We start from the raw sequence: 15,543 nt of genomic DNA on the forward strand, positions 1-15,543 counted from the left end.
TATGCAAAAACTTATTCGAATTCTTTATGCTGAAGATCAAGTGGATATCCAACAAGTGGCTACGCTAGCACTGGAAACCGTCGGTGGTTTAACCCTAAAAACATGTAATACGGGTTTAGAAGCTGTTGATGCTATTCACCCTTTTGAACCACAGTTACTTCTTTTTGATGTAATGATGCCCGATATGGATGGCCCAACAGCTTTAGCAAAAATTCGTGAAATTGATCAATATAAAAATATTCCAGCTATTTTTATGACAGCGAAAGTACAAAGTAACGAAATACAAAACTATCTTGATATGGGCGCACTTGCTGTTATAGCAAAGCCTTTTGATCCTATGACTCTTGCCAGTCAAATTAAAGAAATATGGCAACGGAACCAACAATCATATGACACCTAACAACACAATAGACATTCAAGCTGAACTTGAACAATTAAAATTATCATTTATAGATAAAGTTCCTGCTCATGTCACTGAAATTAAAGATGTTTGGCATTCATTAAAATTATCACCAGAAAATCATGAACAAGCTGAGTTATTGCACCGTTTAGCTCATACATTAACGGGTACTGCAGCCACATTTGAACTAGAGCCCTTAGCTATAGCCGCTAGAGAAATAGAGCAATTACTGCGAAATTTTTCTTCTCCTCCTGCTACAAAACTTCCCGTGCAAGAAATAGAAATAGGACTTAAAAAACTCAGTGATGCCTCAGCATTAATCGATAAAAACGCAGTATCCAGCCAACCGGCTTATGTTACAGCAGAAGACCAACCAATAGACGTTACTCCTAATAACAATAATAACCTTATTTATATTATTGATGAAGACAAATACTTCACTCATACCATAAAGTTACAAATACAAGCTTTTGGTTATCAAGTAGAGACTTTTAACTGTATAAATTTATTTAAGCAAGCACTCAAACATCAAGACCCTACAGCGGTCGTCATGGACGCAATGTTTGGCAACACTAAAACAGCAGGTATTGATTATATAACTGAAATTAATAGTGAGCGTGAAATCCCTCTACAAACCATTTTTATTACAGAGAGTAATGATCTAAAAACACGTTTAAGTGCCGTACGTGCCAATGGCTTTGCTTATTTTACCAAACCTGTATTAATGACATCATTAGTGAGTGCACTCGACAAGATCAGTTATAAAGTGCAAGAGAGCCCGTACCGAGTATTAATCGTTGATGATTCACCAACACAAACTGAATACGCCGCGCTAACATTGCAACAAGCAGGCATGAAAACTCGCGAAGTAAACGATCCCTTTCTATTATTAGACGCATTAAATGAGTTTTCACCTGATATTATCCTCATGGATATATACATGCCTAAATGTACGGGAATTGAATTAAGCCAAGTGATCCGCCAAATGGAAAATTATATGAGTACGCCTATCATGTTTGTCTCTTCTGAAGACAATTTAGGCAAAAAACTCGGGGCGTTAAGCATAGGGGGTGATGATTTTTTAACAAAACCAGTTAAACCTTGGCATTTAGTTTCGGCGGTTTCTAACCGCGCATTGCGCGCACGATTAATGAGAAGGCTTGCTGAAACCGATGGCCTTACAGGCTTACTCAATCATACTAAAAGTAAAGAATGTTTAAAAAATGAGTTAGATCGAGCAAAACGCGATAACACTCCTCTTTCTTTTGCCATGTTAGATTTAGATTTTTTTAAAACAATTAATGACAATTATGGGCATCCTGCAGGTGACCGAGTGTTAAAAAGTATCGCAAATATCTTTAAACAACGTTTACGTAAATACGATATTGTTGGCCGTTATGGCGGTGAAGAATTTATTGTTATATTGCCTAATACTGACGCAGAAACAGCAGAAGCTATTATTAATACTTTAAGAACACGTTTCAGTGAATTGACTCATTACAGTAAAGATAAAGAATTTCAATGTACTTTTAGTGCAGGTGTTGCTGCTTTTCCTGAATTTGGTAGCGAAAAATCTATTAGTAACGCAGCAGACAAAGCCCTTTATCAAGCAAAACAAATAGGACGAAACCAGGTAGTTAGAGCTAAAAAGAAGTAAACCATCAATTCCACTCATTCAAATGAGTTAACATCTGAACGGCAATTACGCTAGCAAAGTGAATCTGCTAGCGCTTATCTTTATAATTAACGTATTAAATGTAAGAAATGTCTATGCTTGTGGTATTGATCAATTATATTGTCGATCACTGCCGTTTTCGACCACCCCATAATATCGTAATCTTGCCCACCTTCCACTAAGTGAACTTCAACACGATAGTAACTTTGTTCGTCGTCATCATCTTCAGTAACAAAATCGGGTTGTGAATATTTTCGGGCGACAACACGATATATAAACTCTTGTTCTTCACCGTGATCAACAATTAAACTCAAACCATTTTCATGTGAAATTTCCACATTAATATGGCTTTCTTGTAGCTCTTTAGTCACTAACTCAAACGCTGGCAATACGGTTTGGTTAATAAACTTATTGGCATTAGCTTTATTTGGAAAATCAACAATATTTTTTAATCGCATTCGCCAATTATCATCACCTCCGCCACTAGAGTGAGGCAGCGTTGTTACCAGTTGGCTGTCTTGCTTAAAAGCTTCCACCCTCAACGCTTTAATCAAACCTATAATGGCAAGTATTAATACAATAGCAAAAGGTAAAGCGCTCGCGATTGTCATGGTTTGCAGTGCATTCAGGCCACCTACTAATAATAATATAGCCGCAACCACTCCAATCCCCACCGCCCAATAAACACGTTGCCATAATGGCGTATCGTTTTTACCGTATGAACACAGCATATCAACAACCATAGCGCCAGAATCACATGACGTGACAAAAAATATCACGATCATTAACACACTAAGAAAAGACAATACTGAGGTAAAAGGGAAGTTTTCAAGAAAAACAAATAACGCAACCGAAGAGTCTTTACTGACCATATCACCTAAAGCGACAACGCCTTGGTTATACACTAGATCAATAGCGCTATTTCCAAAAATAGTCATCCATAATAAGGTAAACAATGTGGGTATAAACATAACCCCTAAAATAAATTCTCGAATCGTACGGCCGCGAGATATTCTGGCAATAAATAATCCTACAAAAGGCGCCCATGCAAGCCACCAGCCCCAATAAAATATTGTCCAGCCACCTATCCAATTGGTTTTCTTGTAAGCAAAAAGGTTGAAAGTGTTATGTACAATATCCGATAAATAATCGCCCACATTTTGTAAATAAGCTTGTAATAAAAATACCGTAGGACCTAATACAAAAATAAGTACTAACAAACCTACAGCTAAAGCCATGTTAGTTTCAGAGAGTATTTTAATACCTTTATCTAACCCTGTAGCAACCGAGGCCACCGCAAGTGTAGTGATGACACACATAATAATAATTTGATTAGTTACTGAAACATCAATATCAAACAAATAACTAAAACCCGCATTCACTTGTGACGCACCTAAACCAAGCGAAGTTGCAACACCAAATACCGTACTTACTACAGCAAAAACATCCACTAAATGACCTGGCCACTGATAAATTCGTTCACCTATTAATGGGTATAACGCTGAGCGTAAAGTTAAAGGTAAATTATGGCGATAACTAAAGTAGGCTAATACAAGAGCAACAATGGTATATATAGCCCAAGCATGAAGGCCCCAATGGAAAAAGGTCATTTTCATAGCTTCTTGAACAGCTTCAACCGTACCCGCTTCAGCCGTAGGTGGAGACAAAAAGTGCATCAAGGGTTCAGCGACCCCAAAAAACATTAAACCTATTCCCATACCTGCTGCAAACAGCATAGAAAGCCAAGTAACTAGTGAATAATCAGGTAATGAATGATCTGGCCCTAACCGGATATCACCATAACGAGAAAAACCTAAAAAAATCACAAAAAAGAAAATAAAGGCCACAGTAAAAACATAAAACCAGCTGCCATTATCAACAATACTCGTTTGCATAAGGGCAAATAAGTTTTGTGCTTCTTTAGGTAATGCAACGGTATAAAGCAAAAGTGCAATAATAATGAATGAGGCACTAAAAAATACCTTTTTATTTAGTTGGCTCTTAACAGATGTTGACAATACTTACCCCTAAATTTAATTTGCATTGATATCATATTGATTAATACTAAGCTGTAAATAATAGCACATATAGCAAGCCCTAAAAATACAGAAAACCATAAAAACAAGGTAAAAATGTCAATAATATATACTTATCAAAAATAAATTATTACATGTTAAGCTATAATAGAGCACAAATATAATTAGTACTCTAATCATATCAGCTCAAAACATCATAAAAACATTAAGGGATAATCAATATGAAACTTACTAAGCTGCATTGCGCTGTCTTAACTGCTTTAGCAGCATCAGGTAATATCTATGCAGAAGAAGCAAAAAAACAACCCAAAGCACAAATAGAGACAATTGAAGTTACTGCCACAAAACGCTCTGAATCTATTCAAGCCGTTCCTGTTACCGTGACCGCATTAACGGGAGATAGCTTAGAAAAATTAGGTGTGGCTAACTTTGACGAATACGTAGAGTTTTTACCTAATGTAATTTTTCAGGGCACAGGCCCTGGACAAAACGAAATATACATTCGTGGTGCAGCAACATCGCAAACCAATATTGCCGTTTCTTCGGTTCAAGCCTTACAGCCTTCTGTCGCTTTTTATTTAGATGAGCAACCCGTTTCAATGCAAGGGCGTAACTTAGATGTTTACGCCACCGATGTTCAGCGAGTAGAAGTTTTACCGGGGCCACAAGGCACACTTTTTGGTGCAAGTTCTCAATCAGGCACAGTACGTTTAATTACCAACAAACCTACTCATGACGGTTTTGCTGCGGGTTTTGATACAGGCGTTAGCTCTACTAAAGGTGGCGATATGAGCAACTCGGTTGAAGCATATTTTAATATGTCTTTAAGCGACTCCGTTGCAGTACGTGTTGCCGCTTATAATGATCACCAAGGTGGTTGGATCGACAACATTTTAAATGTACCTGGCCAAGGTGGATATGAAGGCAGTGCTGTTGTTATCAGTAGAATTTCAGGCGGCGCTTTAGCTGATCCAGAAAACACCCCCGTAACAGCCCCAAAAAATGACGCTTTAGTTGAAGATAACTTCAATACAGCAAATTATGCAGGCGCACGCTTTGGTTTATCGTATTTAATTAATAATGAATGGGAACTACTTGTTCAGCATACTCAACAATCTTTAGATACTGAAGGTGTGTTTGCTTACGATCCAAACCTTGAAGGTGAAACGTCAACCAATCGCTTTATTCCAGAAAATAACAATGATGATTTTGGTTTAACTACCTGGACATTAGAAGGTCGTCTTGACCATCTTGATATTGTTTACACTGGCGGCTATTTAGATAGAGACATCAACTCAACTATCGATTACACCGGCTACACTAACGGTGGTTCATTTTCGGCATATTATGTGTGTAATTATGCTGGCGTACCTGCAGGCGAACAATCATGTGCTGATCCAACTAAATTCTATAAAGAACAAACAAGCACATCGCGAACGACTCATGAGCTGCGTTTAAATACTTCAGCTGAAAACCGCTGGAGACTTACTGCGGGTGTTTTTTACGACTCACAAGAATTATCAACCGTTGGCCAATTTAATATTGCCAATACCAGCCTAGACGGTGCTTACGATTTTACTAATTTACAAACAAAGCTTAAAGGTAATGACGGTATAAACAGTGACGGTTTTAATACACCTTTCTCATCTGAAATTAGCTTTGTAAATGATGTTACTCATACAATAGACCAAGTAGCAGTATTTGGTCAGTTAGAGTTTGATATAACAGACACGGTTACAGCCGGTTTAGGTGCACGATGGTACCAAATTGAAGATTCATTTAAAGGGGCAACCTCAACGGTTGATGTAAGCAGTCGATTAAAAGCCTTTGGTGATGGTAGCGACGCGGCATTAACAGAATACTTTGCAACCACCACAACATCAGCAAGCGAAGTAGCAGCCATTAAAGCAGCGGTTGCTAATGGTCAATTAGAAACTGACCTACTTGATGCTGATGGTACGTTAACGGTAGACGATATCATTATTAAAGCCTCAATTGATTGGAAAGTATCAAACGATGTAATGATTTTTGCATCATACTCTGAAGGCTTTAGACCTCCAGTTACCAACCGTGTAGGTGGCGGCAAAGCTAAAAATCCAGAAGGAGCTTTTGAAAAATTTCACATTCCGGTTTATTCAACAACAGATAGTTTAGATAATTATGAGTTAGGTTTTAAATCAACCTTATTCGACCAAGCCTTACGATTTAACGCAACGGCCTATTATTCAAAAATATCTGATTTACAAACATCACGATACGACCCAACCAATATCAGCTTTTTGGTATTTACTGATAACGTAGGCGATGCTGAAATTAAAGGGATTGACGGTGACTTTAGCTGGGTAGCAAGTGATAACTTAATTATATCGGGTGCATTTAGTGTTATTGATACCGAGTTAACTTCAGTAAATGATGAACTTGCAGGTATTGCGCCAGCAGTAGGTAGCAGATTACCTTACTCCGCTGAGTTTTCAGGTAACTTACAAGCACAGTACTTTTACCCACTAAAAGGCGACTTAACAGGTTATGTTAACGGTTCAATTAATTATACCGGCGAACGCTTAGCCAGCATGACAATGGACGCCTATGTAAACGAGGACGCCACGCGAGAAATTTACGGCACAGGTTCTGGCTTAAAGATTGAAAAAGAAGCCGATGTTTATGCTGGTGTTAATTACAAAGACAGCAATGGTAACACTTTTGCTGGTGGTCGTTACATACAAGAAAGCTACGTATTAGCCAACTTAAGCTTTGGTGTAACCAACGACGAATGGAAAGCAGAGCTCTTTATCGATAACGTAACAGATGAACATGCTACGTTATATATTGATACACAGCAGTTTACGCCAAAAGTGCTATCAAATAGACCTCGTACCATCGGCTTTAGATTTTCTTACGATTTTTATTAAATCTTAGAAAGTTTGTTAAGTTAAAAATTGCCGCTTGATCTACTTATCAAGCGGCTTTTTATTACTAAAATAAGTTATAACAAGTAAAATAAACAAAGTATTTCATTATTCATTATATTTCGTGGAGTTAAATCGTTGAACAACACATCACCTCTCTCATTTGAAGCGCAGTTAAAATCAATTCAACAGTTAATTCAAACCGCAAAATTTAATGATGCCATCAAACAAAGTAAACAATTGCTTGAACAAACCTCTAATCAGGAAGAACAAGCTGAACTGTGGTATTTACTCGCTGTAGCTCAACGTTATAGTAAAGATTATTCCAACGCCTTAATCAGTATTACTGAATTACTAAAGTGCAACAACACACACAGCAGAGCGCACCAAGAGCAAGGCTATAATCAGCTCGCATTAAATCATTCTGAACAAGCAAAAAATTCATTTGAAAAAGCCGTAGAACTTAACCCGAGCTTAGTCGCTAGTTGGCAAGAATTAATTGAAATTTATCGGGATATAAATCAGCCACAAAATATACAAAAAGCAGCTAATCATTTAGCTAAGTTAAAAAGCTTGCCGCCAGCGCTACTAGCAGTAACCGAGTTTATGCATGAAGGTAAACTCCTAAAAGCAGAACAAGTTTGCCGACATTTTTTACAAAATAACAAACATCATGTAGATGGTATGTGTATGCTGGCTGAAATAGGCATTGAACTTAAAATATACGACGATGCCGAGTTCCTCCTCGCTAGTGCGATTGAATTAGCGCCGACTCATATTAACGCTAGATCTCAATACCTCAATTTACTTATTCGTTTAGGTAAATACAAATTGGCGGAACAGCAAGCGAATACCTTACTTGCAGAGCAGCCAGATAACTTAAGTTATAACATTGCTAAAGCAAGTGTTTTAACGGGTTTAGGGGAAATAGAAGAAGCCATCGCCTTATTTGAAAAAATTATAAATAAAGACGATAAAATTGCTGGCTTACATTTACAACTAGGCCATGCACTTAAAGCCAAAGGCGATATTAAAAAAGCAGTGCAATCTTACCAAAAAGCTTATCAAATTAACCCCGATTACGGCGATGCTTATTGGAGTTTAGCCAATACTAAAACCTATCGTTTTAGTGATGAAGAAATTGCGAAAATGCAGGCTAAACGGGAAGATGAAAGTTTAGCAATAATCGATAAAGTACAATTGCATTTTGCCACAGCTAAAGCCTTTGAAGACAAAAAAGAATTCCCACAGGCATTTCAAGCTTACCTGCAAGGCAACCAATTACAACGAGCCAACAACGGCTTCGACATCAATAAAATTGAACAACAAGTAGATGAACAAATTAAATATTGCACTGCTGAGCTTTTTGAAAAATATGCTCATATAGGGTTCGAAGCACCCGACCCTATTTTTATTGTAGGTTTACCTCGTGCAGGCTCTACCTTACTTGAACAAATATTAGCATCGCATAGCCAAGTAGACGGTACCATGGAGCTACATAATATTTTAGGCTTAGCCTCTCGTTTACGTGGTCGTGTCCAAATTAAAGACAATCAAGAAAGTCCATACCCTAAAAATTTACACGAAATAAACACTGATTACTTTAAACGTTTCGGCCAACAGTTTATTGATGAAACACGTGTGTACCGAGATAACGCGCCGTTCTTTATCGATAAAATGCCTAATAACTTTCTCCATTTAGGCCTGATCAAACTGATTTTACCTAATGCAAAAATTATTGACGCCAGACGATCACCAATGGCTTGTTGTTTTAGTGGTTTTAAACAGTTATTTGCCGAGGGGCAAGATTTTAGCTACAGCCTTGAAGATATAGGTCGTTACTATCAAGCGTATTTAAAATTAATGGCACATTGGAAACAAGTACTACCCAACTTTATTTTAACGATAAATCATGAAGATGTAGTCGAAGACTTAGATAAAGAAGTTCACAGAATGCTTGATTTTTGTGGTTTAGCATTTGAGCAATCCTGTATCGATTTTCATAAAACTAAACGCGCAATTAAAACCCCTAGTTCAGAGCAAGTTCGCCAACCTATTTATAAAAGTGCAACAGAACAATGGCGCTACTTTGAAGAATATTTAACGCCTTTGAAAAAAGTACTCAATGTATAATACCAAGCGCTTATCGCGCTTGGTATAACGAAACGGTTGTTATTTAATTAACTCATTACTTTAATGAATAAAACACTAACTCATCAATAAGATAAGTATGATTTCACCTCTAAAATAGAGTAAACGTACAATATATAATCTAACTAAACCTTCATCTAAAACATGCAAAAAACAAGTTCTAGGTCTAGTATGAAAGTAACGTAACTACCTATCTTTTCTATCATGAAGCCAAAAAATAATAGTAATTTATTAATAAAGAATACTGTTGTAAATGATCCGCTTCATCAACTCTTTGATGCAGTAGACGCAATTTCGGTACAAGGATACGACGAAGAAAGACGCGTTATCTATTGGAATATAGGTAGCCAATTACTTTATGGGTACTCTAAAAAAGAAGCTTTAGGCGCAAAAATAGAAGACCTTATTATTCCCAAATCATTATCCGACATTGTAATTAACGCACACAGAGACTGGGTACAACATGACATAGAAATTCCCGCTTCAGAAATTACTCTTTGTAATAAAAATGGCGATGATGTAAATGTTTTTTCAAGCCATGTTATGTTCACTAATCAATATAATAAAAAGCAAATGTATTGCATTGATATTAACTTAACTGATATCAGAGACGCTCAAGCAGAAGCCGACTTTAAAGACCATATGTTAGAAGCTGTGCTCGAAGCAACTCCAGACTTGTTTTTCTTACTGGCAGAAAATGGCATCATTATCGATCATCATGCTACAAATAAAACAGATCTTTACATTTCACCAAAACAATTTATTGGCCAGTCTATGGTTGATGTTTTACCTCATGATATTGGTCGTAAGTTTCAAACTCATATAAATAAAGTATTAAAAAAATCAGGTGTATCATGCTTCGAGTATGAACTAACCATGCCTCATGGAGTATTTCATTTTGAAGCTAGAATCAGTCACTTACCCAAATATAAACAAATAGTCGCCATTATTCGAGATATAACAGAGCAGCACAAAACGGCAGAAGTCATTCGCCAGCATGCCTATTTTGACACACTCACATTATTGCCTAATCGTTTTTTAGCCCTAGATCGATTGTCACAAATGATTATTGAAGCCGAAAGAGATACAGAAAAAACAGCGGTGCTTTTTCTTGACCTAGATGATTTTAAAAAAGTAAATGACTCATTAGGGCATGAAATAGGCGACAAACTCCTAATAGAGTCAGCTAATAGGCTCAAACAAACGATACGAAAAGAAGACACTGTTGGTCGTTTAGGGGGCGACGAATTCATTATATTACTACGAAGTTTAAGCGATAATGGCAATGCCTTAGCGGTTGCAGAAAATTTACTAAAAGTATTTAGGGATCCATTTCAAATTGATGGTCGAGAATTAATTCTCACCTTAAGTATTGGCATCGCTGTATATCCTGAAAATGGAGAATCAGCGTCTGATCTACTGCGCAATGCTGATACAGCGATGTATCAAGCCAAAGCTTTAGGGCGTAATTCGTATTCGTTCTTTACTAAAGAAATGAATACCGTCATGTTACGTCGCTTCGAAATAGAAGAGCAAATGCATGGAGCATTAGAGCGCAATGAATTTGAAGTTTACTATCAACCACAATTAAACGTAAAAAGTGGCACAATTATAGGCGCAGAAGCTTTGCTGCGTTGGCATAACCCCGCATTGGGTAATATTACTCCTGCCGAGTTTATTCCCATTGCAGAACATACCGGATTAATTGTTCCTATTGGGCAATATGTCGTAAAACAAGCCTTACACTTTTTAAGTCAATGGCAAGACACTGACCAACAAATGTATACGATGGCAGTTAACTTATCTCCCCTTCAATTTAGAGATAAAAAACTACTTAGCTTTATTAAAAGCTGTATTAAAAATGCCAATGTTAAAGCTGAAAATTTTGAACTTGAAATTACCGAAGGCGTATTAATGACAGGCCAATCTTATATTGACCGAGCATTAACTGAACTGCATCAGCTAGGTATAAAATTATCAATGGACGACTTTGGTACTGGGTATTCATCTTTAAGCTATTTACGGCAATATGCCTTTGATGTATTAAAAATAGATAAAACCTTTATTGATGGAATAACACAAAATAAAGAAGACCGTGACTTAGTAAAAGCCACTATTGCAATGGCGCACAATTTAAATTTAATGGTAGTAGCTGAAGGCGTAGAAATAAATGAACAGCTAACAATATTAAAGGCCTTACAATGTGACTACGTGCAAGGCTACTATTTTAGTAAACCAGTACCGGCTCAACAACTTCTAGCATTATCAGCTCACTATAAATTACCTACCTAACATCACGGTATCAATCTCAGATTAACCATTTAATACACAAAAGTTTCTCATTTAAATCAAAAATCCCCCGTTACTCTTTCTCATTAACCTTAAATCATTCGTCAGCTAACACCTCTTTTTACTGCAAAACATTTCTTCATTGATAAAAACGCCTTGCGAAGTGTTATGTTATAACATAACATTTATATGAATTGTTATATTATAACACTTATAAACGAGGAATCATGAAAAAACTATCCAAAATCATCAGCGTGCTACTTGCCGTTTCAGCAAGTGCAGAGCTAAACGCTGAACAAATTCAAGGCGTCATCAAAAACAGTCAAGGCCAAGCTGTTTCAGGGGCTACCGTTAAAATAATGGGAACGAATAATACGTCTGTCACCAATGAGAAAGGCCTATTTACCTTAGAAGTACAACCAGGACGTTATGAACTGCACGTTGTTGCAGACAATTTTGTTCATAGAAATGTCGACGTAAATGTTAGCGAAAATAAACAAGCTAACGTAAGTGTATCTCTTGATAAATCAGCCATTGAAATTATAGATATTCATGCAACCCCCTTTCATAGCTCAAACATTGAATCAGCTCTGCCTATTACTGTATTACACGGTGAAAATTTACGTATGCGTCAAGAAAACTCGCTAGGTGATAGCCTAAGCAAAGAAGTAGGCGTGCATAGTAATTTTCATGGTGGCGTAGCCAGCACACCTATTATTCGTGGTCTAGACGGACCAAGAGTATTAGTGACTCAAAATGGTTTAGATGCTGGAGATGCATCACGTATTGGCCCTGATCATGCGGTATCTACCGAAACATCTACTTCAGAGCGCATTGAAGTTTTACGCGGACCAGCCACCTTATTTTATGGGAGTGGAGCTATCGGCGGTGTGGTTAACCTTGTTGATGAAAGAGTGCCTCGTAGTATAGACACCAAGGGAGAATGGTTGGTTGAGCACAATAGTAATAACGAACAATCTTTAGCATCAGGCTCGTTCAATAGCGGAATAGGTAACGTTGCTGTACATGCCGATGCTTTTTACCGCGATAGCGAAAACTACCAAATACCTGAAAAAAGCGGCATCGACGAAGTAGAAAATTCAGCCGCTAAATCAAGTGGTTTTACTCTTGGTACTAGCTATTTACTCGACAATGGTTTTGTCGGTATGTCTTATCAAACTTTAGATCAAGAATATGGTATTCCAGGGCATAGCCATGGCGATGAAAACATAGAAGTACTTGCAGATTTAAAACAAAAACGTTGGCAATTATTAAGCGAATTAAGTTTTGATAATAAATATATCAAATCGGTTAACACCAAGGTGGCGTATACCGACTACCTACATAGTGAACTAGAAGTGGGTGTTGTTGGTACAACATTCGACAATGAAACCATAGAAGCACGCACCGAAATATTACACCAAAACATTTGGGATTGGCGTGGCGGTTTAAGTATTCACTATAAACAAAGTGACTTTACTGCTGTAGGTGAAGAAGCATTTACTCCACCTTCAAAAACTGACTCAATTGCATTAGCGTTAATGGAAGAACGTCATTTTGGCGAAGTATTATTACAGCTTGGTGCCCGTATTGAGCGTACCGAAATTAGCGCAGCAACCGTACGTTTACCCGAAGTTGAACTATTACATGAGTTAAGTGAAGCAGATCCTCATACCGGACACAACCACGGTTCTGAAGAAATCACGCGTAACTTTAATGTTGAACACATATTTACACCCGTCAGCCTTTCAGCAGGTTTAGTATGGGACTTTAGCGATAGCTACAACCTAGCCTTATCATTATCTCATTCTCAAAGAGCCCCTTCTGCCTCTGAACTCTTATCTTTTGGTCCTCATATTGGTACAGGCTCATATGAAGTAGGCGCACTATTTTCATTACAAACGCCTAACGGAGAAACACCATATTTTGGTTTAAATCATCAAGATTTAAAAATGGAAACAGCTAACAACATTGATTTAAGTTTACGAAAATTTAAAGGCGATTTTGGCTTCATTCTAAATGCTTTTTACAACCAAATAGACGATTACTATTACGAGCAAGCTACGGGTTTATATACCGAAAGCGTACATGAGCATGAACATGATCACGACCATGCAGAAGAAGCGGAATCTGAAGAAGAAAGCACCTTACCTCTATTCATTTTCACTGCACAAGATGTCACTTTATATGGTTTTGAAGCACAAGCCGTGTGGCAAGTTACTGACGAGTTTTCATGGAAAGTTCAAGGCGATATTATTCGAGCAAGTTTAGATACAGGTGGAGACTTACCACGCACACCACCCGCAAGAATAGCCACCGAGCTTAGCTATCAAGGAGAAAGCCTTTCTGCTGACTTATTTATCAATAATTACTTCAAACAAACACATACTGCAGCACTAGAAAGCTCAACCGATAGTTACGTGATGGTTGATGCTAATGTTAATTACCATTTTAGTTTAGGTCAGCACGACCTCGCTGTTTATTTAAAAGGTAAAAACTTAACCGATGAATACGCACAAGTGCACACCTCATTCTTAAAAGACTTAACACCATTAGCAGGCCGTTCTTTTGCTATTGGCATTCGTGGCTCATTTTAAGTTTTATTCGATCTCTGGATCTACACCCATTTAACAAAGGAATATCATGAAAAAGTTTACTCTAAATACCTTAGCCTTAGTTTGTGCAGCAACTTTAGGAGGTTGTGGCGATGCTGAAACAAATATTGTCGAATTACCACCAACGATAATAGACGATACTGATGATCATAACGAAGAAATAGGCAAAGGTCGTTTAGCTATTGCAGCAGCAGACCAAGCCGTTGTTCATATTTTTAATTTAGAAGACAACAGCTTAGTTGAAACGATAACACTAACCAACCCTGCTGAATATTTATACGCAAGTCCAGAAAACCGTTATGCGGTAGCTGTACAACGTTCATTTGATACAGTTGAGTTTATTGATGGTGGTTTATGGCAAGAACTCCATGGCGATCATTACGACCAACACACAGATGAACCTGTATTAACAAGCTTTACTTTGCACGACGTAAAACCAACCCACTACGTGCCACGTGGCGATAAAACAGTAGTATTTTTTGATGGTAATAAAGATACCGGTGCTAACGCTAGCTTGAGTGTATTAAGTGATCAAAGTATCAGTGCAGAAAAAACAATTGCAGACCATGATTTTGATACTTATATGCACGGCACAGCAGAAATTCGCGGCGATTATGTTTTAACAACATTACGCGACAGTAATACTGAGAGCAGCTTGCCAGAACACATTACCTTACTAGAATTACATAATGATCACTTTCATCAAGAGCAAACCTTTGAAACGGCATGTCCCGCTTTACATGGCAGCTTTCAAAATGAAACACACATCGCCTTTGCTTGTGGTGACGGTGTTTTAGCTATTGAACAACAAGGTAATGTTTTTACCGACTATAAAATCCCTAACCCAGCAGATTTAGCTGAAGGCGTACGTATTGGCTCGTTAAAAGGTAGCGCAGAAAGCAATGTAATGATTGGCACCGCTTCCTCTGACTTCTATCTAATTGATTTAGCAGCACAAGATATCACTCAGTTTAACTGGCAATCAGAAGACGATTTAAACTCTGTTACTTATGCATTTGATGGTCATAATGAACACCTACTAATACTTGATAATAAAGGTTATTTAAATGTATTCCCTGCTGAAGACAACTGGCAATTAGAAGAACGATTTCAAGTATTTGATAACTTAGCCGTAGGAACAAAGCCTGCAATTATCGCCTCTAAAGCCAATGAATTAATTTATATTATCAACGAACAAAAAGTTACAACCCTTGATTTACATAAAGGTGAAATAGTAAGCAACTTTGAATTAAACTTTACTCCAGGTAGCGCAGCATGGCTTGGTATAGCTGGAGAAGAAGATCATGCACATGAACATTAATCATTAATATTCAAAACACAAAAAAGCCTTAACATTTCTGCTGAGGCTTTCTCTTGTAATTGGTGAGCTGACCGTAAGCCGCTGAGTTTAGGTTTAGCGGATAGGACAATCATTCGTCTTGTTTAATTAACTTTATTTCAAACACAAAAA

The 15,543-nt window shown here is 37.4% G+C and carries 8 protein-coding genes; 7 read left to right on the forward strand and 1 reads right to left on the reverse strand.

The features are described from left to right. Position 1 precedes the first annotated feature (1 nt). Together B0X80_RS13765 and B0X80_RS13770 are read left to right on the forward strand one after the other, a co-directional pair. Positions 2 to 400: a response regulator gene (locus tag B0X80_RS13765; RefSeq protein ID WP_077341187.1), complete on the forward strand. Its 399-nt coding sequence runs from the start codon at positions 2 to 4 to the stop codon at positions 398 to 400. Beyond that, positions 390 to 2,057, forward strand: coding sequence for a diguanylate cyclase (locus B0X80_RS13770; protein ID WP_077341189.1), 1,668 nt, complete (start codon positions 390 to 392; stop codon positions 2,055 to 2,057). The genes B0X80_RS13765 and B0X80_RS13770 overlap by 11 nt, the downstream gene beginning before the upstream one ends. An 86-nt stretch (positions 2,058 to 2,143) precedes the next feature. Here B0X80_RS13770 and B0X80_RS13775 read toward each other — a convergent pair whose 3' ends face one another. Continuing rightward, positions 2,144 to 4,093: a BCCT family transporter gene (locus B0X80_RS13775; protein ID WP_077341191.1), complete on the reverse strand. Its 1,950-nt coding sequence runs from the start codon at positions 4,091 to 4,093 to the stop codon at positions 2,144 to 2,146. 239 nt (positions 4,094 to 4,332) lie between these two features. On the opposite strand from B0X80_RS13775, the gene B0X80_RS13780 reads away from it, so the two are divergent. The 5 genes from B0X80_RS13780 (at position 4,333) to B0X80_RS13800 (ending at position 15,393) form a co-directional block, all read left to right on the forward strand. After that, on the forward strand, positions 4,333 to 7,020 hold the full coding sequence (locus B0X80_RS13780; RefSeq protein WP_077341193.1) for a TonB-dependent receptor: 2,688 nt from the start codon (positions 4,333 to 4,335) through the stop codon (positions 7,018 to 7,020). 135 nt (positions 7,021 to 7,155) lie between these two features. Further along, complete coding sequence (locus B0X80_RS13785; protein ID WP_077341195.1) at positions 7,156 to 9,150, forward strand: tetratricopeptide repeat-containing sulfotransferase family protein; 1,995 nt, start codon at positions 7,156 to 7,158, stop codon at positions 9,148 to 9,150. Positions 9,151 to 9,372: 222 nt separating this feature from the next. Next, on the forward strand, positions 9,373 to 11,460 hold the full coding sequence (locus tag B0X80_RS13790; protein WP_077341197.1) for a bifunctional diguanylate cyclase/phosphodiesterase: 2,088 nt from the start codon (positions 9,373 to 9,375) through the stop codon (positions 11,458 to 11,460). A 224-nt stretch (positions 11,461 to 11,684) separates the two neighbouring features. Further along, complete coding sequence (locus B0X80_RS13795) at positions 11,685 to 14,054, forward strand: TonB-dependent receptor (protein ID WP_077341199.1); 2,370 nt, start codon at positions 11,685 to 11,687, stop codon at positions 14,052 to 14,054. A 46-nt stretch (positions 14,055 to 14,100) separates the two neighbouring features. Further along, positions 14,101 to 15,393: a hypothetical protein gene (locus B0X80_RS13800; RefSeq protein WP_077341201.1), complete on the forward strand. Its 1,293-nt coding sequence runs from the start codon at positions 14,101 to 14,103 to the stop codon at positions 15,391 to 15,393. Positions 15,394 to 15,543: the final 150 nt, after the last annotated feature.

The organism is Pseudocolwellia agarivorans (genome assembly GCF_002000085.1).
Classification (GTDB): domain Bacteria; phylum Pseudomonadota; class Gammaproteobacteria; order Enterobacterales; family Alteromonadaceae; genus Pseudocolwellia; species Pseudocolwellia agarivorans.

Coding starts and splice junctions, on each gene's coding strand:
- B0X80_RS13800 (WP_077341201.1), top strand. CDS start 14,101: ATGAAAAAGTTTACTCTAAATACCTTAGCCTTAGTTTGTGCAGCAACT.
- B0X80_RS13780 (WP_077341193.1), top strand. CDS start 4,333: ATGAAACTTACTAAGCTGCATTGCGCTGTCTTAACTGCTTTAGCAGCA.
- B0X80_RS13765 (WP_077341187.1), top strand. CDS start 2: ATGCAAAAACTTATTCGAATTCTTTATGCTGAAGATCAAGTGGATATC.
- B0X80_RS13770 (WP_077341189.1), top strand. CDS start 390: ATGACACCTAACAACACAATAGACATTCAAGCTGAACTTGAACAATTA.
- B0X80_RS13795 (WP_077341199.1), top strand. CDS start 11,685: ATGAAAAAACTATCCAAAATCATCAGCGTGCTACTTGCCGTTTCAGCA.
- B0X80_RS13790 (WP_077341197.1), top strand. CDS start 9,373: ATGAAGCCAAAAAATAATAGTAATTTATTAATAAAGAATACTGTTGTA.